Below are 19,713 nucleotides of genomic sequence, written 5' to 3'. Positions count from 1 at the left end.
AGCGCGGTACACCGCACCGAACGCAGCGCTTCCCGACCATCGACCAGGGGGATTCCCATGTTCCGCACCGTCCGCACCGCCCACTCGGCCCGCACCGCCCGTTCGGCCGCCCTCGCCGCGACCGCCGTCCTCTGCGCCGTTGCCGGCATCGGCGCCGTCTCCGCCTCCACGCTGGCCGGCGCCTCCGCGGGAGACCACGCCCGACACCGCGTCAGCGCCTCTGACGGCAGCATCAGTTGGGACACGGCGCCGAAGTCCTCGGACGGCAGCATCAGTTGGGACACGGCACCGAAGTCCTCCGACGGCAGCATCAACTGGGACTGAGGAGGGTGCGCGTCATCCAGGCGTCCCTTGAAGGGCCGCGCCACGGCCCCGGCTTCCCCACCGTGCTCGCACTCCTCTCCGACCTCATCTGGGCCCACTCGGACACGGGAAACGGACTCGAGCACGTCCGCGCCACAGCCTCTGACGACGGCGTGGACATCTATCTCTTCCTGCGCGCCGCCTCGGAAGCGGCAGCCCTCGACCAGGCCCGCGCCATTCTCGACGGCGCCCGCGCCGCTCTACGAGTCCACGGCTACAGCGCAGCCGCACCCCGCCGCTGACGGCGGCCCGGCACGCGCGCGCCCCGACGACGCCGGGACGCCCTTCCGTACCCGTACCTGCTCCCGCACCCGTGCCCGTGCCCATACCTGCTCCCGTGCCCGTGCCCGTGCCCGTACCTGTTCCCGCCTCCGCACGCGGACATCTCCAGAAGGAACACAGTGACGACGACCCTCCGCCAGGCTGCCCGCAAGACCACGATCGCGGCCCTGTCCGGTGCCCTCGGGGCCGGACTCCTCACCGCCGCGACCGTGGGCGCCGCTCCCGTGGCACAGGCCGCGACCACCTGCAACGGAACCGCCTCGATCTACGGCATCCTCCCCGACGGCCGCCTCACCTTCAGCACGATCACGCCCGCCACCGGCGAGTTGAAGAAGGTGGTGATCGGGGCGGACCTGGGCTTCGAGCCCAAGGCGATGGCCACCCTCAACTTCAACACCATCCTCGTCACGTCGACCACCGGCGCGCTGTACCGCCTCGACGTGCTCACCAACAACACGTCCCTCGTCCTGGAGCGCCCGCCCGTCAAGCTCTTCGACAGCGGCTGGACCCACGACAAGCTCACGTACGACGGACACGGCCATCTCTACGGCACGGCCGGGGGCCTCCTCATCCAGTACCTGGTCTCCCAGCCCAAGCCGACCGGCTCGGCGCACATCGGCCAGCGCAAGGAGATCGGCGGCGGCTTCGTCCTGAAGACCCTCACCGCCGCCGGAGACGACCGCCTGCTCGCCACCACCGCGGCCGGTGCGCTCTACTCCTACAAGATCGACAGCGACGGCGGCTGGAAGCGGGACGACCTCAAGACCTCGGGCTGGTCCGCCTTCGATCAGGTCGTGTCGCCGGGCGGTGGCCTCTACTACGGTCGGATCGCCACCACGGGCGCCATGTACTGGTACAAGGACGCCGACCCGGCCGACGGATCCGGCACCGACATCGCGTACCACAACGACACGCCTGTCAACACCGGCGGCTGGACGCAAGGGCTGCTCTCCGCCCAGCCGGGGACGTTCAGCTGCACCACCAGCTCCGACCCGCTCGACGGCACCGAAATCCCCGCGGTGAAGGCGGCCGGACGCGATCTGATGAACACGTACGACGGCGGAGTCTGGAACAGCACCACTCAGTGGAACTGCCTGGACCAGCTGTGGACCAGGGAGAGCGGCTGGCGCTACTGGGCCGACAACCCGAGTTCCTCCGCCTACGGCATCCCCCAGGCCCTGCCCGGCTCGAAGATGGACGCCTTCGGCGACGACTGGCGCACCAACCCCCTCACACAGATCAAGTGGGGACTCTCCTACATCGACGGCCGGTACGGCACGCCCTGCGCCGCCTGGAACCACTTCCTGAACAACAACTGGTACTGAGCCGCCGGCCGCGCACCCGCGTGCCCGAGCCCCTTCCGCTCTCTGCTCCTTCCCCTCATTTCCTCAGCCCGACACGCGTACGTCAGGGCTGCCCGCATCCGGAGGACCCATGCTCTCGTCGTCCCGCGCACTCCGTCTCGCCGCCGGCTTCGCCCTGGCCGCCTCGTCCCTGGGCCTGGCCACCCTCGGCTCGGCGACGCCGGCCCAGGCCGCGGCCATCTGCGGCGGCAACGTCTCCGTCTACGGCACCCTCGCCGACGGACGCCTCACCTACACGGCGATATCCCCCAACACCGGCGACCGGGTCAAGACGCTGATCGGCCCTGACCTCGGGTTCACACCCAAGGCGATGGCCACCCTCAACTTCAACACGGTCCTCGTGACGTCGACGGCCGGCGAGCTGTACCGCGTCGACGTCCAGACCAACGACAACGCCCTCGCCCTGGCCGGAGTCACCAAGATCTGGGACAGCGGCTGGACCTTCGACAAGATGACCTACGACGGCGCCGGCCACCTCTACGGCACGGTCGCCGGCCAGCTCCACCGCTACAACGTCTCCCAGGCCAAGCCCTCCGGACCGGCACACATCGCCAAGCACGTCGTGATCGACGAGGGCTTCGTCCTCAAGACCCTCGCGGCGGCGGGCGACGACGTCCTCGTGGCCACCACGAGCGACGGCAGGCTGCTCTCCTACCAGATCAACGGCGTCGGCGACTGGGAGCGTTCGGACCTCAAGAGCTCCGGCTGGTCGGCGGTCGACAGTCTGGTCTCGCCCGGCGGCGGCCTCTACTACGGCCGCACGAACGGCGGTCTGTACTGGTACCACGACGCGGACCCCACCGACGGCAAGGGCGACGACATCGCCTACCACTCCGACGACCCGGTCGACGCGAGCGGCTGGACCCAGACCCTCCTGTCCGCCTTCGCCAACGACTGCACGTACCAGCCGCCGACGCCTCCCACGCCCACCCCCTCCACCCGGGGCGGGCAGATCGCCCGCAGCGAGGTCCTGAGCCGTGCCGTGAACTGGCTGAACCGCGACATCCCCTACAGCCAGAGCGCGTACGCCGGCGACCCCGACGGCGACCACACCTACCGCACCGACTGCTCCGGCTTCATCTCCATGGCCTGGCACGCCAACAGCAGCTACACCACCGCCAGCCTTCCGGGCGTCAGCGCCACCATCTCCAAGTCCGATCTCCAGCCCGGCGACGCGCTGAACACCCAGGACGGCCACGTGGTGCTCTTCGAGCGCTGGGTCGACAAGGCCGCCGGAAAGTTCTCGTACATCCACGAGTCCAACCCGAACGACGACATGATGCGCGGCCAGGACTATCTCAACGGCGGCACCGACGGCCGCATCGCGGGCCACGCCGCCTCCGGCTACGTCGCCCTGCGCTACGACAAGGTCGTCAACGGCTAGGACTTCGTCAGGACCCGTTCGGCGGACCATGTCGCCGGTCTGGGAGCGAGCGTCCGGGAGGACGCGAGCGACGGACCGGCGGCATGGTCCTCGGCATGATGCGTAACGGCGCAGCGGGAGGCCGTCACGTGCCTCGCGTCGACGGTCCGTGCCTGCGACGCTGACGGCGGCTACGGGCCGGAATTCCCGTACTGCTGACACCTCGACAACTTCAGGAGCGCGTGCCACGATCCCGGCATGGCTGCCACCCGAAAGGCTCATGCCGCGTAATCGGCCCGGCGCGCTCCGCGCCCAGAACGTGATACCCCCTCGGACATACCGGTCAGCCGTCCCCCTGCCGTGGCCGACCCGTATCGACAAGCCTTCCGGCCGGACGGCTTCCGTCATCCACCGGGAGGAGTGCCGACGCCCTCCTGACGAAGGCCTCGGGCCCGGCGACACCCGCACAGCCTTGTGCGCGTACCGGACATTCCTGGCCCGTCCGGGCCGGTACCTGTACCTGCTCAGGACCACCTGCGGTTGTGACGACTGCGAACTGGGGGAGAACGTGGCTGCGGCCCGGGACCTTCTCGCCCTGGTTCTGTCCAGACTCCCGGCCCGTGCGCGTGGTGAACTGGCCTCCCTGGTTTGCGGGTTGGACGAGGAGTTGCGGCGTAGAACCCTGCCCGACCCTTTCGCTTACCGTCAGCCATGGCATCAAGGAGGAGAGTGGTGGCATGGCAGGATCTATGACGAGACCAGCCATCTCTCACCCCTGTCCGATGCCGCATCAGTCGGCGTTCCCTCTCTGCTCGTACGGGCGGGTGAGAGCGGTATGGCGAACGCAGCAGTCGGCTGAACGCGGAGCGAGCCGTCCTGCCGCGCCTTGCTGCGGTCACCAGGACCTCCACGCCACCCATCCGCTCGCGAGGCCGTCCCGTTCAGGCCTCCACGCCGGGCGTGCGCCTCAGGGTGACGTGTGCGACGCGTCGGTGGTGCCGCGGCCGGGCCATGCCATGTCGTCAACGGCGAGGAACTTCTCGCCGGCGATCACCGCGGGCGTTGTACCGGTGAATGCCATGACGTCCCGGTGGAGATGGGATTGGTCGGCATAGCCGGTGTCGGCCGCGACATGAGCGGTGCCCTCGCCCGCGACGAGACGGTGGGCGGCGTGGTCGAAGCGGACCAGTTTCGCGGCCCGTTTGGGCGGCAGGCCGAGCTGCGACCGGAACCGGGACCACAGCCGCTTGCGGCTCCACCCGACGTCCGCGGCGAGGTCGTCGACCCGCGTCAGGCCGTGGCTCCCTACGATCCGGTGCCAGGCCCGGGCCACCTCCGGGTCCACCGGCGCCCCCGTCTCGTACCGGCGCGCGAGCAGTGCGTCCGTCAACGCGAAGCGATCCTGCCACGATGCGACGTCGGCCAGGCGCTCCCGTATCCGTGACACCTCCCGGCCCCACAGATCGTCCAGCGGCACCACGGCGCCGTCCAGCTCGGCGGGAGAAGCACCCAGAACCGAGCGTGCGACCACCGGGGACAGCCGCACCTGTACGCACTCGACGTTCGCTCCCCAGGCCCGGACCGCCCCGCCGGAACCGAGACCGGGTCCGGCGACGAGGCTTCCCCGCTCCTGACGCCCAGGGGCGCAACTGATGACCGGCACGCCGTCGCCGAACTCCACGAGCAGGGTCACGGCCGGATGCGGGACGATCCGGAGCGCATCCAAGTCCGGGACCGGGAACCCGGCCATGGTGACACCAGGCACCCGGCTGCGCCGCTGCGGACACGCGACGTCCCACAGGGATGCGCCATGCGTGAACGTCTGCATCGCCCCATGCTAAGCCGGGCCCGACGACGGGAACATTCGTCCAATCCACCGGCACCGATCGGCACGGACACTCGACCCATGACTGATTCTGACGACCGCTCATACGCAGGCGCCGGCGCCGCTCCCACTGAGAGCCGGGTCCTGACGCTGGACGGCGACGACATCCACTTCTGCCAGGACGGCCCCCGCGACGCCCCCGCACTCCTGCTCATCCACGGGTCGGCGTCGTCGACCCGCTCATGGACCCCGATGGTCCCGCTGCTCACCCCCACCCACCGTGTCATCCGGATCGACCTGCTCGGGCACGGCCGGTCGGCCAAACCGACAGGGAGCAGTTACGCGGTCTCCGACCAGGCTCGTCGGACCGGCACGGCACTGGACCTGATCGGCGTCCGGCGCGCCGTGATCGTCGGACATTCCAGCGGCGGCGCGGTCGCCACCGCCCTCGCCGAAGCACGGCCCGACCTCGTGACCGCACTCGCGCTCATCAACACCGGCCCCGGCCTGGACGCCCTGATCACACCGGAGTCCGCCGCCCCCGCCCCGGCGCAGTGGCCGCCCACCGACGAGCAGCTCCACCACAGGGCGAGCACCGGTTTCGGCCCTGCGGGCCAACGGATCCCGGAGGAGCTCCTGGAGGAACTCCTGGACGACGTACGCGGGATGACGTACCACTCGTTCACCTCGACGATGCTGGCCACCCGTGCCTATCTGGAGCAGCAGGCGCTCCCGGATCGGCTGGCGGTCCTGGGCAAGCCGCTCCTGGTGCTCTTCGGCGAGGACGACCGCCGATGGCGGTCCTCGTCCGCCTCCGACTACCTCGCTGTTGCGGGTGCGGTGGTCGAGCTGTTGCCCGGCCTCGGGCACTCGCCCCTGCTCGAGGACCCGCCGCGCACTGCCGCCGCCCTGCTGGCCTTCGCTGCGACCCAGGCCGCGAGGTGAACCGAGGGACCAGCAGGGGAGCTGTGCGGATCCTCGTCTCCGGTGCCGGCATCGCCGGCTCGGTCCTTCCGGAGGTGTTCGAGAGGGTCAGGACCCCGAAATGGGCGTCGGCCGCACCGCCGGCATGTACGGCACCCGGCACTCAGGCCGGCAACCTCGTATGGCCCGCGCACCGCACGCTAGGATCACGCGAATTCAACGAGATGTTGACAGCGGAAGGGCGCGCGCCATGACCACGGCACCCACGGGGACCGCCACCATCACCGATACTCAAGGTCGTTCCCACACCCTCACCCGCGTCGACATCCTCGCCGCAGCCCACGGGGAGCCCCCCAGCACCGCCACGGGCGCCCTCTGGTACTCGCACTTCGTTGCCATAGCCGGACTCCTGTGGCCCTGCACCTACCTCCTCCAGCGCGCCACCGGCACCGACATCCGAGACACCGACGGAATGCTGGAAGCCCTTCACGCTCTCGGCCTCCAGGTCGTCACGGCCACGCCAGTGGAGTTCACCGGCGACGGTCGCCGGGTGAAGGGAACGACCTCGTGACCCGAAGGCCGACCCGTGTCGAGAGCGACGGCAGAAAGCGCGTCGTACCCCTCGGCCCGTGCCCGTGGCTCCCGGGCTGGGAGATCACGCACGACCACTCCACCCAGCGCGACCCGTACTTCATGGTCAGGCAGGGAGAGGGGGCAGCCACCATCAACGCGATCTCCTGCCCGACCCACCACACCCATACCGTCGTCCGGCACATGATCGCCGTACGCCCTCTGCGCCGGCAGGGCCGCGCGGCCTGGTGCCCCGACTGCGGATAGCCCACACGTCGGCGCAGCGTGAGCTGCTCCGCTCCGGCCGGCTCAAGGTCGGCGCGGCCTGCGGAACCTTGCGTGGAGGTCATCCACCTTCTCGGCCCGCACCAGTAGTCCGAACCGCTCCTGGTCTCGGACCATCTCGGCAAGGAGGCGAGAGCCGCTCCCCCCACTCTGAGAAGACGGCCATCCCAGGGTGGGGCCCGAGGCGGGCCTTTGGGGCCGAGCCCGTTTACGGGTGTCGGGGAGGTACGGCTGGCTTCGTCCTTGGTATACCGGTGGCGCAGAGGGTCTGCGCCACACAGAGGGAGAACCATCGTGACGCTTCAGCGGATGGACAACGTCGGCATTGTTGTCGAAGACCTGGACGCCGCCGTTGCCTTCTTCACCGAGCTCGGTATGGAGGTCGAAGGCCTGGCTCGGATCGAGGGCCATTTTGCTGATCAGTCCGTCGGGCTCGAAGGCGTCCGTAGCGACATCGCGATGCTGCGATCCCCGGACGGCCACGGCAAGCTGGAGCTCGCGCAGTACCACAACCCCGCGGCGATCGGCGACGGATCGCACAACCCGCCGCCGAACACGATGGGCATGCACCGGGTCATGTTCGCCGTCGACGACATCGACGACACCATCGCCCGTCTGCGCCCGCATGGTGCCGAACTGATCGGCGAGGTGGCGCAGTACAAGGACATTTATCGCCTCTGTTACCTCCGCGGCCCCTCGGGAATCATCCTCGCCCTGGCCGAACAGATCGGCTAGGGCGTGTAAGAAAGCATTTTCTAGGGGGTTGTCAGGCTGCCCGGCTACGGTTCGGGCATGGTGAATTTCGTGTTGGTTGCAGGTGCACGGCTCGGGGCGTGGGCGTGGGGCGATGTGGTGCCGTATCTGCGTGCGGCTGGCCACGGCGTCTATCCGTTGACGCTGTCCGGTCTTGCTGACAAGCGGGGTGTACCGGCGGGGCAAGCGACTCACGTCCAGGACATCGTTGCCGAGGTAGAACGCCAGGGTCTGCGTGACGTAGTCCTGGTGGGTCACAGCTACTCGGGCATCCCGGTCGGTCAGGCCGCGGAGCGGATCGGTGACCGACTGGCCCGCGTGGTATTCGTCGACTCAAGTGTTCCAACTGACGGCGAGTCGTTTGTCTCCGCCTGGCCGGACGGTGGGGCTGTAGTGGAGGCCTCGATCGCCGACAACGGAGGGTTCTGGCCGCTCGCGCCAGCTGCTCATTACGACGGCGAAGGTCTCACCGATGAGCAGATCGCACGCCTCGTGCGTGGCTCGACGCCTCACCCAGGTGCCACGCTGACCGAACCCGCTGTGCTGGCGGGGCCGCTCGGTGAACTTCCGGCGACCTACATCCTGTGCGTGATGCCGGGGGCCGAACCCGATGACGCCGAGCCCGACGAAGATGTGGCCGAGCTGCTGGACAGCAAATGCTGGCGGCTGGTCAAGATGGACACCGGCCATTGGCCGATGTTCTCCCAGCCGCGCGAGCTGGCGCAGATTCTCCTCGATGCTGCCGTGGAGTGAGAGCACCTCCCTGCCTGCGGGCTTGGTTTGGACGCGCTTGTGTGCTGGTCACAGCCATTCGCCGATGGGCGCGCTATGAGGACGGTCGCCTCATGGCGGACCGCCGGCTTGTCGTATCGCGCGGCGACGGCGCGGTACCTCTTGAGGTGGTCGATCCCATACTCGACCACGTGGCGCTCACGGTAGTCGACGGGGTCGAACTGCGGCGGCCGGCCGCCGCGAGAGTCGTGCTGTTTGCGGTGACGCGCCTGGTCGACCTTCCGGGATGGTGCAGTTTCCGTAGCCTGTGGACATGACCCGTCAGACACCGCCACGCCCAGTGGATGTAGAGCAGTTGTTTCCCGAGGTGGTGCCCCTCCGTAAGGAGACGGTGAGGCTTCATCCGCGTGCGGGTGCGCCGACGTGCCGGGACAGCTCGGTCGGAGGCCCGCTGCTGTGGCCGGCCGAGGAGGCCTGGCCGCAGTGTCCCGAGCATGAAGAGGCGCCGATGGTGCCGGTCGTACAGATCTACCGCAGCAGTGTTCCTGACATCGTCCCGTTTCCAGACGAATGTGATCTCCTCCAGGTCCTGTGGTGCCCACGGAAGCACAGCGGCTACCGCTGGGTCGTCCCGCACGTGCAATGGCGGGAGGCCGGCGCGGTTCGGAATGCGTTGGCGGCGCCGCCGAGCCCGGCTGAGGTGTGGAAGAACTACGTCCCCCGCCCCTGCGTAGTACATCCGGAGCCGGTGACGGAGTACCCCTACTGGGACCTGCATGACGACATGTGGGATGAGTTGGAGTTCCGATTCCTGGAAGTGGACGAGGAAACGGGTTGGGACTATCAGAGCCACCTCTCCACCGCGCCCGGCACAAAGCTGGTCGGATACCCCGGTTGGTGCCAGGACCCGAAGTGGCCGGACTGCAGCGGCTGCGGGAATCGCATGGAACACCTGCTGACAGTGCAGAGCACCGAAGCCGACGCCCTGTCGCGGCGTGCCTGGGTCCCGACCGAAGACACCCACATGCCCTACGAGGGGCCGGGCTTGGTACTGGGTGACCTGGGAGGTGTCTATCTCTTCGAGTGCCGCACCTGCCCGGGGCGTCCGTTCACCCACCGCTACGACTGCCCGTAGTGAACCGGCGCGCTGTCGTCGGAGTGCCGGGGTCAGGCGGCCTGTCCGAGGAGGGTGGCAAGGTTGTCCAGGACGTGGGGCCAGCCCTTGCCCATGCCTTCGCGGGCTTGACGGCCCATCGGGGAATCGAGGTCGAAGCCGGCGTGGACGAGGGTCAGGCGGGTGCCGTCGTTCTCCGGCTGGAGTGTCCAGGTGATGGTGGTGTCCAGGGAGCCTTCGGCGAAGCGGTAGGCGAGCAGGCGCTCGTGGTCGACGTCGGTCACCTGGCAGGGCTGTCGGCCGAAGCCGCCCATGTCGAGGGTGAAGTGGTGCCCGACGACGGGCTTGATGTCGCCCGCGGCCCACCAGCGGGCGTGCAGGTCGGGGTCGGTCAGTGCCTTCCAGACCGCCGCAGGCGGGTGGGGAAGGAACCTCTCGCAGGTGATCGTGTCGTTGTCGGTCATGACTTGTCTTCCTCTTCCTCGTCCAGGAGATCGGCCAGCGCGTCGAGGCGTTGGTTCCAGTAGTGCTCGAAGGGATGCAGCCATGCGCCGACCTCGGCCAGCCGGGCGGCTTGGAGGTGGTAGAAGCGGTTCCGGCCGCGGGGCTCCTCGCGCACCAGTCCGGCGTTGCGGAGCACGGCCAGGTGCTCGGAGACCGCGGGCCTGCCCAGCTCGAAGAGTCCGGCGAGTTCGCCCGTCGAGCGGGGGCCGTCGCGCAGCGTTTCGAGCAGTTTGCGGCGCACTGGGTTGGCCAGCACGCTGAACACGTCGGTCGGCATGCCACGAGAATACGTCGGGATATTCCGACGCGACTTGGCGGCAGCGGGTTCTGGGTGTCGTCGACACGGAGACGTAGAGGGTGCGGATGCGGACTTTGTCGACGCCGGACGACACAGCCTTGTTTACGTCCTCCTGCGTCCTGCGCATGAAGGAACCGGTCGTGATCGCGTCCTTCGTCGACGGCGATGTGGAGATCGTCGAGGCGCACACGCCGGACGGCGACACCGGGGAGGGTCGGCTAGACCGGGAGATGGCGAGGGGTGACGAGACACCTCTGGAGTACTTTCCCGACGAATCGGCCAGGGGCGGCGCCGGGCCCGCCCCTGGAGCCGCCGATGGTCTCCGGCATCATGATCGAATGCCGAACACCGCAGCACGATCCGCCCTTCTCGATCACCTTCGCACGACGCTGCCAGGCCGTGTCATCGATGAGGTCTCGGGTGCCGACGGGCCCATCGAGGAGCGCGTGCCCGGATTTCGGGTGTTCCGGGTTCACCCCGCCTACCCCGGCGATTGGTGGCTGTACGTGACGTCAGGCTGCTGGGAGGCGGCTCAGCACGACGGTCACGGGGTCGAGTTCTTCCTCGCGGCGCCACGCGACGAGCGGCTCAACCTGGAGAGCCTCACCATGAACGCGTACTACCACTGCGGGCCGGCCCGCCAACGACTCGATGTCGGGCACACCGTCCCGATCGGCAGGCCATGGCTCGACGACTCGGCATGCGACCACTACTTGGTGAGCCTGCCCTACCCCCTTGGGCCGGAGTTCGAGATCTGCGAGTGGAACGGAGGATCCCATGCCCGGATCCTGTGGCTGCTGCCGATCACCGAAGCCGAGAAGGACTTCCGCCGTGAGAACGGGTTGGAGGCCCTTGAGGCGCGATTCGAAGAGCACGAGATCGACCCGGCCGACCCGAAGCGAGCCTCTGTGGCGTGACCTGTCGTAGCCGTCGACGACATGGAAGGCGATGGGGCTCCCCGGCCGTTGCGCTTGATCAGTCGGACCTGATCACCTGGGACGTCCGTGTCCACTCGACGATCTGCCGCGCCCACCAGTACGCCGCCGGAGCCGTCAAATGGGGAATCGTCAGACGTCCGCTACGAAGCAACCGTGCTGGTCGCGGTCATCAATGAGTGGCTGTGACCCCGCGGCCGCAACAGCCTCCTATTAACCCTTTGCCGAGGAGCCGATGGGCCAGCTACGTTCTCCCAGCCGTCCGTGTTGATCCGGACCGGCACTGTCGACGAGGAGGTGTGGAGCACATGCGCAGGAGCGCCCAGCAGTTGAGTCCGCGTACTGCCCTTTGCCACTTCCTCACGACGGAGACACCTTGTCCCTCCGCATCACCCCACTGACCGACCCCGCTCACGGGGCGCACAGCCGACGCCTTGCCTGGCTGGCGTCCGACGCCGATGCCAACCCTGTCGGGACGGCGTTTCTGCGCCTGTTCGACGGCGGACAAGCGCACCTGGCCGAACTGACCCTCCATGTGCATCCCGTGGAGCGCCGCAAGGGCGTCGGTTCCCGGCTCCTCGCCACTGCCGTGGCCGCCGCCCGGGACAACGCCCGGCACTGTGTCGTCGCGCAGGCCGGGGCCGGATCGCCTGGCGACCACTTCCTGCCGGTCCGCGGCTTCCGCAGGGTCCTCACCCTGAGGTACTCCCGCCTGCCCCTGGCCGATGTGGACATCCCCTGCCTGGCAGAGATCATTGAGCGTCCGCATTCCGGCTACCGGCTGGCGTCCTGGCAGGGAACCGTCCCCGACGATCTCGCCCAGACCTTCGCCGACTCACGTCGCGCCATGGACGACATGCCCATGGAGGACACCGACCACGGCACCACGATCTGGGACGTGGACCGGGTCCGGGCTGCGGCGAAGGCCGTCGAACAGCGCGGCGACCACCTGCACACTGTCGTCGCCATCGACACCTCCAACGGCTCGATCGCCGGGTTCACCGAACTCGTCGTGCCCGGCGGCGGCACAGGTGATGCCCAGCACTACGGCACCGGCGTGCTGCCCGAGCACCGCGGACACGGCCTCGGCCGCTGGATGAAGGCCGAGTCGATCCGGCAAGCCCACGGGGACTACCCGGACCTCGGCGGCCTCCTGACCGACACCGCCGACAGCAACACGCACATGAGGCACATCAGCGAGAGTCTCGGGTACCTGCCCACGCACACGACACTGCAGTATCAGCGCGACCTGTAGAGACGAACGGACGGGCCGGACCTGGGCATCACCTCGTCCGGCCCGTCGGTACTTTCCTACCCCCTCACCCTCGCGACCCGCACGCAACTGTTCGACTGGCGCGGCGAGGCGGACGACCATTCCGAGGCGGGCGCCGGCCTCCACGACCCGCAGCACGCTCGGCCTGCGCGCCGGCCTGCGCGCAGGCCGGCTCGACTGCCGGGCGGAGGCAGGCGACCTGGCAGGGACGGCCGAGGAGTGTCGTGTGCGACCAGGACGTTCACAACAGGCCCTGGTGGGTCGTGCCGGGGGTGGGGCACGATGAGCCGGTGAGGCCCCCCAGGGCCGTGCGCGTGGTCGGGGGACCGTTGTTCGAGGACCGGGGGAGTGGCCGTGGGCTGGTTCAGGCGGGGTGGGCCGACAGTCGAGAGAGACGCACAACGGCGGGTGCGGCGTAGCCCGTTGCTCTTCACGGTGCCGGTGGTGCTGTTGGTCCTGTTGACGGTGGTGCTGGGTTGGGAGATCGCTCGGGCCAATGTGACGGAGGCGGCGCGGGCCGATTGGCCGTGGCGGTTGGAGTTGCTCGACATGGAGCCGCTGGGCAGTCTGCTTGCGGTCGCGGCCGGTGCGGTCCTTGCCAGGGCCCAGTACGCCCGTACCGTACGGCCGTTGTTGGGTTGGCGCGCTGACTGGATGACCGGGAACCTGCGGGGTGGTGTGCCGGAGTGGCGCGTCGGGCTGCTCAACGGCGGCTCGCACACGGTGGTGGTCGAGGCCTACGAGTGCCGGGCCGTCCTGCGTGGCCAGGACGCGGAGCACACCGCCGGATGGACCGACGTCGAGAGTGTGGCGGAGGTGCTGACCGGGGCCGGGCTTGTCGTCGGGGAGGACTTCCAGCTGGTCACCATGGGGAACTTCCCGCTGGTGGGCACCGGTTCCTACGAGACGACGATGCTCGGCGCCTTCTCCCAGCGCTTCGTCGACGAGGTCGAGGCGCTCCACTTCAGGGTTCGTGTCGGTGATGTCGTCGGGGACAGCCACGAGCGGATCCTCGACGCTTTGAAGGGCGCCCGTTCGGCCTCGTATCAGCGCCCGTCGCCCTGAGATTCCAGCCAGCCCAGTACGTCGGGCAGCGCCAGCTGAGCGGCGAAGTGACCGGCGTCCGGTACGAGTACGGGCTCGGCGCCGGGGATCCGGCCGGCCAGCCAACGGGTGTGCGCCACGGGGGAGAAGGCGTCGTCGAGGCCGTGCCACAGCAACACGGGTGCGGTGATGGAGGTGAGGTCGAAGCCCCACGGGCTGACGAAGGCCAGGCAGTCGTCGAGCCAGCCGTGGTGGGAGACCCGCAGAGCCTCCTGGTAGGTGCGCAGCAGCACCGTGCGTACCCGGGGATCCTCGACGACCGGCAGGTCATGGGGGGAGAGTTCGGCACGCAGGTCGTCGAGGAGGCGCACCGGGTCACGCCGGAGGACGGCGGCCCGGGCGGCCAGGTCCTGTTCGAGCCCGTCGGGGTCCCGCCCGTCCAGACGGGCGCGGGCCAGGCCGTACTCGCGCACGTTGAACGGGGTCATTCCCGCCTGCCAGTCCAGACCGGTCGCGTCCGGCGGGGCGAGCCCCACCAGCACGGCGGCCGCCCGGACCCGCTCCGGCAGCAGCGCCGCGCACGCGAGCGCGTGCGGGCCTCCGCCCGACCGGCCGACCACCGCGAACCGCTCGATGCCGAAGGCGTCGGCGACGGCCGCCGTATCCCGGGCAGCGTCGGCGACCCGGCGGCCGGGGGCGCGCTGGGACTCTCCGTAGCCGGGACGGTCGTAGGCGAGGAACCGGAAGCCGGGGTGCTGCGAGGTGAGCCCGGGCAGCAGGGTGCCCAGACGGGTACCGGGCGTCCCGTGGAAGAGAACCACCGGAGTCCCCGAAGGATCGCCCCACTCCTCGGCCACCAGGAGCCGACCGTCGTCGGTGCGCACAGGGTGTCCCATGACGGGCAGCCTAGAGCGGGGCGGGCCGTGGTGGGAGAGGGCGCCGTCGCCGCGGGCGCGTCGCGTGTTCGGTGCCGAGCCCCGTGGGATGGGCGAGGCGCCCGGGGCGCATTCGAGCGGGTCGCAGCGGGCGATCCGGTGCTTTCTGCGGGATCCGGTTCGGCCACGCAGAGGAAGGCGGCGACCTCACCCGCATGTCGAGGGTGGCCGGCAGCCACGGGCCGGGGTGCCGGCGGCGCAGGAGGCGGCGACCACGACCCGCCCGCCCGGGCCGACGGCCGGCCGGGACTCCCGTGATCCGCTCCCGCGCTCTCAGCCGCGCGTGTTCTCTGTGAGGCGATCACCGTCTCTGCCGTGTTCGCGCACCGCGATCCGTGACAGCTTCGTCAGCATCATGCCGTTGCGGACCGCGACGATGTAGTCCACGGGGAGTCCATGCATCCGGGTACCAGGACCGCGCAGTGGATGCCAATCCAGGATGAACAGTGTGTTGTCGCCCCAAGGGATCAGCTTCATGGCGATGCGCGCCGCGCCGAATGGACGGGCCTGGGCCTCCAGTTCCAGACGGTGTCCCGGATCGCAGATGCGGACGACGCACGTGTCGTCGAGGGTGAAAGGACCTGCGCCGACCCGGACCTGCAGGCGCGCGCCTACCTGTGGCCAGTGTGCGTCCGCCGCGAGGACCTGTTGGGTGCCCGTCACCCATTCTCCGTAGCGATGGCCGTCGGACAGCAGGCTCCAGACCTCGGACGGCGAGCTGAGGATCAGACGGCGATTGCGGGCCACATCGACCACGCTCCTTGACCAGGTGAGGATGTGGAAGCACAGCGAGTCATGGGCGTTGGAGCTGATCCATGGGGGATCGAGCACTGCCGCCGCCGCGTCGCACACGGAACACCTCCTCGGCCGCGGCGCGCTCATCGACACTAACCGCATCGCGCTCCGTGGGCATCCGCACGGGGGTGCGGCGGAGCGTACGGTCACCCGCACCGTCCCGGTGCCGTCCCCCGGACGCGCGCCCTGCAGAACCCGCGCCGAGTTCACGCCGGCGCAGTGCCTTGCTTGGTACGACGCGTGTCCAGCTTCTCGTACAGCCAGGGCCAGCGGGCCACCGCCACAAGCGCCCACACGAGGACGGACGGGGACCCACGGCCCGCGAAGGCGCCCAGGAGGATCGGCACGACCACCATGGGCCCGCCGGCCCCCAGGGCCCAGCGGGCGCCTCGGCCCGAGATCACTCCCGCAACGAGGCCGACGGCCAGGAACACGGCGACGCTGCCGCACATGAGCCAACGCATCCCCGCCGGCAGGCGCTCCTCGACGTGCTCCACGGCCCCGCCCAGGGAGGCGGCGAGTGCGCCGAGTGCACCCGTCGACACGCAGTGCAGCGGCAGCGCGAAACGCGGAGCGAGCACGCCGAAGCCGAGCAGGGGCACCCCGCACGAGCGGCGCACCGCGAGCGCCCACAGCGCGAGCAGCAGGACGAAGGAGCCCGCCGCCATCGAACCGAGGCGTGACGTCCACTCGGTTTCCGAGGAAGCCTCCACTGTCAGCGCGACGCTTTCGCCGATCACGATCAGGGTGAACAGCCCGAGCCGCTCGTCGAGATGCCGGGCGTCGAAGCGGGCGGCCGCCGGCCTCGGGCCGGTCTCCCGCTCGTGGACGGCAGCGCGCTCCTCCCATTCCTCCTGGGCCCGGGCCAGGATCCGGTTGCGGGACAGGGCGAACGTGAGCCCCAGGTCGACAGCGAGTCCGGCCGTCCACAGCCAGTAGCGGGTCGGCGCCTCGGCCCACAGGGACACGAGCCACGGGACGACCCCCACCGACAGCTGCGCGATCGGCCAGTCCGCGACGACCTCTCCGCGGTGCTGCCAGACCCTCGACGCCAGGACCCGCACGAGCACATAGGCGAGGGCGAAGGCCCGTGCGTGGTCCGTGCGGACACCGGGAACGGCGGCGGCCATGACGGCGAGCCCGAACATGCCGATCAGGACGGTTCGGGTGTGCACCTTGTCCGCGGCGACGTTTCCGTACGTCGTGAAGCACATCCACGCCGTCCAGAACGCCAGGTAGAGGAGGCAGTAGAAGCCGAGATCACCTGCGCCCGGGGTGCCGTGCAGCAGGTGCGCCAGCTGGGCGACACCCGCGACGGCGATCAGATCGAAGAACAGCTCCAGCCAGGAGGCATGCCGTTCGGACTCGGCCGGAGGAAGGGCGGGCTGTGTGCCGGGGGACGTGTTCTCGGAAGCCATACCCGAGAGATCGGCCGGACCCCACCCGCACTTCAACGCGCATGACCTGGTCCGCACGGCGCGCGACGAGTGAGGGTCACGGCGGCTGGTAGAACTGGGCGGTGCCCGCTCCGGAGCCGGCACGGAAGACTCCCTTGCCCGGCGGCCCCACCCTCACTCCGCCCCTGCCCCCACCATGGAGCCCGCTTTGCCCCTGCGGACAGGCACCACCCGACCGATATCCCTGCTTCTGGCGGCCGCGCTCGCGGCCGCGACGCTCACCGGCTGCGCGCTGCTGGAACTCGCCAGGGACTGCGAGGGAACCGACGGCCGGGTGAAGGAGATGGCGGCGCTCGACATTCTCGACTCCCGGCCCGACAGGGCCGCCGTCGCCCGGGGCTTCGAGGAGGTGGACGCCGGCTGCTGGGCGGACAGCGGCGATGTCGTGGTGTACGCCGGCCGGACGTACACCTTCCCCGGCACACAGGCCGAGGTGACCTCGCATTACCGAACGGCGGCGGTACGGGACGGATGGAATCCGGACCCCGAAGCCTTGCCCGGCGACCTGTGCTTCACCAGAGACGACATGGCCCTGTCGATCGTCTTCCTCACCGCCGAGCGCCTCGCGGAGGACGGTCACGGAAGCCGCCCCGACCTCACCACCGGGGCCGGCTACTCGGTCGGCATCGACTCGTACGTGTACAGCGGCGCCGAGGCGAGTTGCTAGGTTCTGTCAGCAGGAGCTCGTCCCGGCCACCCCCTCCTCAGGAAACGGCAGCCCACCCGCCGCAGGCTGGGACGGGCGGGCCGCGCGGGGGTGTCGGGAGGGTTTCAGTTCCGCGCGTTCAGCTCCGCGACGATCGAAGCCGGGGTGTGGCCGCTGCTGTCGGACACCCGGTGGAAGTCGACCGAGACGAAGTTCGGGTCGCGACCGCCGGCTGCCGGCCGGCATTGCTGGCCGATGCGGTCGCGCAGCTTGCTTCCGTTGTCGAGGGCGGCGTTGATGACCGTGGGTACGTTGCGATGGTGGCTCATGGTGAAGAGCCTCCGGAAGCCCGGCTCCTGACGGTCGAGCGGTACGTCGGACCACCGGCTGACGCAGGAGAGGTCGTTGCCGAGGTCGCCGAGGCTCCAGAAGTTGCTGACGGTCCAGGCCTTGTCGTACATGACCCCCAGGTATTCACGGTCGGGCGCGTCGCTGAAGATCAGCAGGCGCTTTCCGGAGCCGACGAGGTCCGTCATCCTCGGCCACCCCTGCTGGCGCACGTTCCACGCGTCGGGCCGGAAGAGCAGCTGCTCGAGGCCGCGTACCCGGCCGAGCGAGCTGCCGAGCTGCTGGGCGCTGACGTAGTCCTCCAGGAAGATGGTCACGACCTCTTGGGGGTTCGCCGCGAGGAAATCCACCACGGTCTGCATGCTGCTCTGGAAGGACTGCCGGGGCAGTGCGTACGTGGCGCCGGCGAAGGTCTTGCAGTCGCCGTGGCACAGGTAGACGTCGCTGGGGTAGCAGTCGCTGCCGAAGCTGATGACGCAGAGCCACGTGCTGCGCTCGTACCAATGGGTGTCCAGGCTGAGGCCGCGCACCCCGTTGTCGAGCTGGTGGCGTAGGGACTCGGACTGGGACACTGAACTCCAACGGGCGTCCTCGTAGTTGGTGAACGCGTTGTGGGTGCCGAGGAAGGAGACCTCGTCGAGTCGCCGGTCGCCCCAGCGGGCCCGGGCTTGGGCCACGGCCGTGCTGTTCGCGTCCGACGCCACCGCGAACGCGTGGGCGGGTGCGCGGGGTGGCGCGGCACTGGCCAGGGCCGGTATCCCGAGAAGGCTCACCAGAAGCAGCAGGACCACGGAAAGTCGTCCGGCTCTCCGTGACGAAGCGGCCCCGACCGGGCGCGGTCCGAACCGTGGGCCCACGCCGAGGTGGGCGTCCCGAGGTGACATGTCCATGGTTGGCATGCGGGGGAGCGTAGCGCCCCCAGAGTCGATTCGACCCTGTTCGGAGGGACTGGCGCCCGGCACACCGCCTGGATCCGCAGGCCCGTGATCGTGCTCGTGTTGTGACTGCTGGGCTTCGTGGCCCGGCCGAACGGTGGCACGGACCTTGGGCCCCTGGTGAGCGGTTCGCCCCCGCTTGCCTTCCTGTGCGGATACGTCGGCCCGCAGCGCGCGCCCTCGGCACGTTTCGTGCCGGGCTTCGCGGCCAGACGAGTGAGTGGAGTCGTTCGGCGACCGGAGCGAAAGGGAGGACTGACATGTCGAAGGTTTCGCATCTGCCCGGACGGGCGGAGCATCAGTGGGCCTGGCAGAGGGCGGCCGCGTGCCGCGGCCTGGGTACCGAGATGTTCTTCCCTCCGGACGGCGAGCGCGGAAAGAGTCGGGTGATGCGGGAGAAGGCCGCCAAGGCAGTGTGCGACCGGTGCCCCGTGCAAGCCCGGTGTCTCCAACACGCCGTCAGTGCGGCCGAGCCGTACGGGGTCTGGGGCGGTCGTACGGTGAGCGAGCGTCAGCCGTCCGGGGCGACTGACGCCGCCGCGGCGTAGCCGGGTCCGGCGGCGGCGACGGCGAGTCCAGGAGACAGCGGGCGAGAGCGGCGATCCGCGAAGGGCCGGCCCGAACCCCCGACGTCCCCGGCACGGATGAGCCACCGACGGCCGTGCGCCTGTTGGGCATGGCGGTACGTCCGTGACCGTGCCCGTCCCACGAACCGGCCATCCCACGGCACCGTCCGACCGAGCCGCCGGCCGCCGTCCCGTCCGACGACCCCAGTGCCACGGGCCGGAGCGGTGGGAGCCGCATGATGGCTCTCTCCCTACCCCCGTCGCGCCGCGCGGACGGGACACGACGGACAGACCGGACGCCGGCCGCGGTCCGGGGTACGGCGACAACTGCGAGTGCGGAGGCGGCGCCAGCGGCAGCCGTACGTGCGGCGGGAGCGCTGCAGCTCATCGCCTCCATACGAG

The 19,713-nt window shown here is 69.7% G+C and carries 23 protein-coding genes; 16 read left to right on the top strand and 7 right to left on the bottom strand.

Annotated features, from left to right (window positions below):
- Window positions 1–57: 57 nt before the first annotated feature.
- The 4 genes from IE237_RS06615 (at window position 58) to IE237_RS06600 (ending at window position 3,393) form a co-directional block, all read left to right on the top strand.
- Complete coding sequence (locus IE237_RS06615) at window positions 58–324, top strand: hypothetical protein (protein WP_189800861.1); 267 nt, start codon at window positions 58–60, stop codon at window positions 322–324.
- 5 nt (window positions 325–329) lie between these two features.
- Window positions 330–605, top strand: coding sequence for a hypothetical protein (locus IE237_RS06610; protein ID WP_189800860.1), 276 nt, complete (start codon window positions 330–332; stop codon window positions 603–605).
- A 159-nt stretch (window positions 606–764) separates the two neighbouring features.
- A complete protein-coding gene (locus IE237_RS06605; RefSeq protein ID WP_189800859.1) occupies window positions 765–1,970 on the top strand; it encodes an aggregation-promoting factor C-terminal-like domain-containing protein in 1,206 nt (401 codons plus the stop codon).
- Window positions 1,971–2,079: 109 nt separating this feature from the next.
- Window positions 2,080–3,393: an NlpC/P60 family protein gene (locus IE237_RS06600; RefSeq protein WP_189800858.1), complete on the top strand. Its 1,314-nt coding sequence runs from the start codon at window positions 2,080–2,082 to the stop codon at window positions 3,391–3,393.
- Between the two features lie 946 nt (window positions 3,394–4,339).
- On the opposite strand, the gene IE237_RS06595 is transcribed toward IE237_RS06600, so the two are convergent.
- The gene (locus IE237_RS06595; protein ID WP_189800857.1) at window positions 4,340–5,200 is read right to left on the bottom strand and encodes a helix-turn-helix domain-containing protein; all 861 of its coding nucleotides are present in this window, start codon (window positions 5,198–5,200) and stop codon (window positions 4,340–4,342) included.
- 78 nt (window positions 5,201–5,278) lie between these two features.
- Between IE237_RS06595 and IE237_RS06590 the strand changes: the two genes are divergently transcribed.
- The 7 genes from IE237_RS06590 (at window position 5,279) to IE237_RS06560 (ending at window position 9,596) form a co-directional block, all read left to right on the top strand.
- On the top strand, window positions 5,279–6,142 hold the full coding sequence (locus IE237_RS06590; protein ID WP_189800856.1) for an alpha/beta fold hydrolase: 864 nt from the start codon (window positions 5,279–5,281) through the stop codon (window positions 6,140–6,142).
- A gap of 229 nt (window positions 6,143–6,371) precedes the next feature.
- Window positions 6,372–6,692: a hypothetical protein gene (locus IE237_RS06585; RefSeq protein WP_189800855.1), complete on the top strand. Its 321-nt coding sequence runs from the start codon at window positions 6,372–6,374 to the stop codon at window positions 6,690–6,692.
- Entirely contained in the window at window positions 6,689–6,958 is a 270-nt protein-coding gene (locus IE237_RS06580) for a hypothetical protein (protein WP_189800854.1), read from the top strand. The genes IE237_RS06585 and IE237_RS06580 overlap by 4 nt, the downstream gene beginning before the upstream one ends.
- A 312-nt stretch (window positions 6,959–7,270) precedes the next feature.
- Complete coding sequence (locus tag IE237_RS06575) at window positions 7,271–7,711, top strand: VOC family protein (RefSeq protein WP_189800853.1); 441 nt, start codon at window positions 7,271–7,273, stop codon at window positions 7,709–7,711.
- A gap of 57 nt (window positions 7,712–7,768) precedes the next feature.
- Window positions 7,769–8,482 carry an alpha/beta fold hydrolase gene (locus IE237_RS06570; protein WP_189800852.1) on the top strand — a complete coding sequence of 238 codons (714 nt, stop codon included), beginning with the start codon at window positions 7,769–7,771 and terminating at the stop codon, window positions 8,480–8,482.
- Between the two features lie 92 nt (window positions 8,483–8,574).
- A complete protein-coding gene (locus IE237_RS41715; RefSeq protein ID WP_189800851.1) occupies window positions 8,575–8,778 on the top strand; it encodes a hypothetical protein in 204 nt (67 codons plus the stop codon).
- A complete protein-coding gene (locus tag IE237_RS06560; RefSeq protein WP_189800850.1) occupies window positions 8,775–9,596 on the top strand; it encodes a YwqG family protein in 822 nt (273 codons plus the stop codon). The genes IE237_RS41715 and IE237_RS06560 overlap by 4 nt, the downstream gene beginning before the upstream one ends.
- Window positions 9,597–9,628: 32 nt before the next feature.
- Here IE237_RS06560 and IE237_RS06555 read toward each other — a convergent pair whose 3' ends face one another.
- Together IE237_RS06555 and IE237_RS06550 are read right to left on the bottom strand one after the other, a co-directional pair.
- Complete coding sequence (locus IE237_RS06555) at window positions 9,629–10,039, bottom strand: SRPBCC family protein (RefSeq protein WP_189800849.1); 411 nt, start codon at window positions 10,037–10,039, stop codon at window positions 9,629–9,631.
- Window positions 10,036–10,356: an ArsR/SmtB family transcription factor gene (locus IE237_RS06550; protein ID WP_189800848.1), complete on the bottom strand. Its 321-nt coding sequence runs from the start codon at window positions 10,354–10,356 to the stop codon at window positions 10,036–10,038. Before IE237_RS06550 ends, IE237_RS06555 begins: the two co-directional genes overlap by 4 nt.
- Window positions 10,357–10,517: 161 nt before the next feature.
- Between IE237_RS06550 and IE237_RS06545 the strand changes: the two genes are divergently transcribed.
- The 3 genes from IE237_RS06545 (at window position 10,518) to IE237_RS06535 (ending at window position 13,650) form a co-directional block, all read left to right on the top strand.
- Window positions 10,518–11,294, top strand: coding sequence for a suppressor of fused domain protein (locus tag IE237_RS06545; RefSeq protein WP_229842358.1), 777 nt, complete (start codon window positions 10,518–10,520; stop codon window positions 11,292–11,294).
- Between the two features lie 394 nt (window positions 11,295–11,688).
- A complete protein-coding gene (locus tag IE237_RS06540) occupies window positions 11,689–12,567 on the top strand; it encodes a GNAT family N-acetyltransferase (RefSeq protein WP_189800847.1) in 879 nt (292 codons plus the stop codon).
- A 462-nt stretch (window positions 12,568–13,029) separates the two neighbouring features.
- The gene (locus IE237_RS06535) at window positions 13,030–13,650 is read left to right on the top strand and encodes a hypothetical protein (RefSeq protein ID WP_229842357.1); all 621 of its coding nucleotides are present in this window, start codon (window positions 13,030–13,032) and stop codon (window positions 13,648–13,650) included.
- On the opposite strand, the gene IE237_RS06530 is transcribed toward IE237_RS06535, so the two are convergent.
- The 3 genes from IE237_RS06530 to IE237_RS06520 form a co-directional block, all read right to left on the bottom strand.
- Complete coding sequence (locus IE237_RS06530) at window positions 13,632–14,525, bottom strand: alpha/beta fold hydrolase (RefSeq protein WP_189800845.1); 894 nt, start codon at window positions 14,523–14,525, stop codon at window positions 13,632–13,634. The genes IE237_RS06535 and IE237_RS06530 overlap by 19 nt on opposite strands.
- A 312-nt stretch (window positions 14,526–14,837) precedes the next feature.
- Entirely contained in the window at window positions 14,838–15,311 is a 474-nt protein-coding gene (locus IE237_RS06525) for an SRPBCC family protein (RefSeq protein WP_189801582.1), read from the bottom strand.
- A gap of 254 nt (window positions 15,312–15,565) precedes the next feature.
- The gene (locus IE237_RS06520; protein ID WP_189800844.1) at window positions 15,566–16,777 is read right to left on the bottom strand and encodes a low temperature requirement protein A; all 1,212 of its coding nucleotides are present in this window, start codon (window positions 16,775–16,777) and stop codon (window positions 15,566–15,568) included.
- Between the two features lie 187 nt (window positions 16,778–16,964).
- On the opposite strand from IE237_RS06520, the gene IE237_RS06515 reads away from it, so the two are divergent.
- Window positions 16,965–17,483 carry a hypothetical protein gene (locus tag IE237_RS06515; RefSeq protein ID WP_189800843.1) on the top strand — a complete coding sequence of 173 codons (519 nt, stop codon included), beginning with the start codon at window positions 16,965–16,967 and terminating at the stop codon, window positions 17,481–17,483.
- A 104-nt stretch (window positions 17,484–17,587) separates the two neighbouring features.
- Here the strand turns inward: IE237_RS06515 and IE237_RS06510 are convergent, their stop codons facing one another.
- Window positions 17,588–18,601, bottom strand: a complete 1,014-nt coding sequence (locus IE237_RS06510; RefSeq protein WP_189800842.1) for a PI-PLC domain-containing protein — start codon at window positions 18,599–18,601, stop codon at window positions 17,588–17,590.
- Between the two features lie 404 nt (window positions 18,602–19,005).
- On the opposite strand from IE237_RS06510, the gene IE237_RS06505 reads away from it, so the two are divergent.
- On the top strand, window positions 19,006–19,293 hold the full coding sequence (locus tag IE237_RS06505; protein WP_189800841.1) for a WhiB family transcriptional regulator: 288 nt from the start codon (window positions 19,006–19,008) through the stop codon (window positions 19,291–19,293).
- Window positions 19,294–19,713 lie beyond the last annotated feature (420 nt).

Source organism: Streptomyces tanashiensis (assembly GCF_014648895.1).
GTDB lineage: Bacteria > Actinomycetota > Actinomycetes > Streptomycetales > Streptomycetaceae > Streptomyces > Streptomyces tanashiensis.
The sequence above is the reverse complement of the archived record's forward strand: the minus strand, read 5'-3'. Positions and strand labels throughout refer to the sequence as shown.

Excerpts from the sequence above, each read along its gene's own strand:
- IE237_RS06615 (WP_189800861.1), top strand. The coding sequence starts at position 58 with ATGTTCCGCACCGTCCGCACCGCCCACTCGGCCCGCACCGCCCGTTCG.
- IE237_RS06600 (WP_189800858.1), top strand. The coding sequence starts at position 2,080 with ATGCTCTCGTCGTCCCGCGCACTCCGTCTCGCCGCCGGCTTCGCCCTG.
- IE237_RS06595 (WP_189800857.1), bottom strand. The coding sequence starts at position 5,200 with ATGCAGACGTTCACGCATGGCGCATCCCTGTGGGACGTCGCGTGTCCG.
- IE237_RS06590 (WP_189800856.1), top strand. The coding sequence starts at position 5,279 with ATGACTGATTCTGACGACCGCTCATACGCAGGCGCCGGCGCCGCTCCC.
- IE237_RS06585 (WP_189800855.1), top strand. The coding sequence starts at position 6,372 with ATGACCACGGCACCCACGGGGACCGCCACCATCACCGATACTCAAGGT.
- IE237_RS06570 (WP_189800852.1), top strand. The coding sequence starts at position 7,769 with ATGGTGAATTTCGTGTTGGTTGCAGGTGCACGGCTCGGGGCGTGGGCG.
- IE237_RS41715 (WP_189800851.1), top strand. The coding sequence starts at position 8,575 with ATGGCGGACCGCCGGCTTGTCGTATCGCGCGGCGACGGCGCGGTACCT.
- IE237_RS06560 (WP_189800850.1), top strand. The coding sequence starts at position 8,775 with ATGACCCGTCAGACACCGCCACGCCCAGTGGATGTAGAGCAGTTGTTT.
- IE237_RS06555 (WP_189800849.1), bottom strand. The coding sequence starts at position 10,039 with ATGACCGACAACGACACGATCACCTGCGAGAGGTTCCTTCCCCACCCG.
- IE237_RS06550 (WP_189800848.1), bottom strand. The coding sequence starts at position 10,356 with ATGCCGACCGACGTGTTCAGCGTGCTGGCCAACCCAGTGCGCCGCAAA.
- IE237_RS06530 (WP_189800845.1), bottom strand. The coding sequence starts at position 14,525 with ATGGGACACCCTGTGCGCACCGACGACGGTCGGCTCCTGGTGGCCGAG.
- IE237_RS06520 (WP_189800844.1), bottom strand. The coding sequence starts at position 16,777 with ATGGCTTCCGAGAACACGTCCCCCGGCACACAGCCCGCCCTTCCTCCG.
- IE237_RS06505 (WP_189800841.1), top strand. The coding sequence starts at position 19,006 with ATGTCGAAGGTTTCGCATCTGCCCGGACGGGCGGAGCATCAGTGGGCC.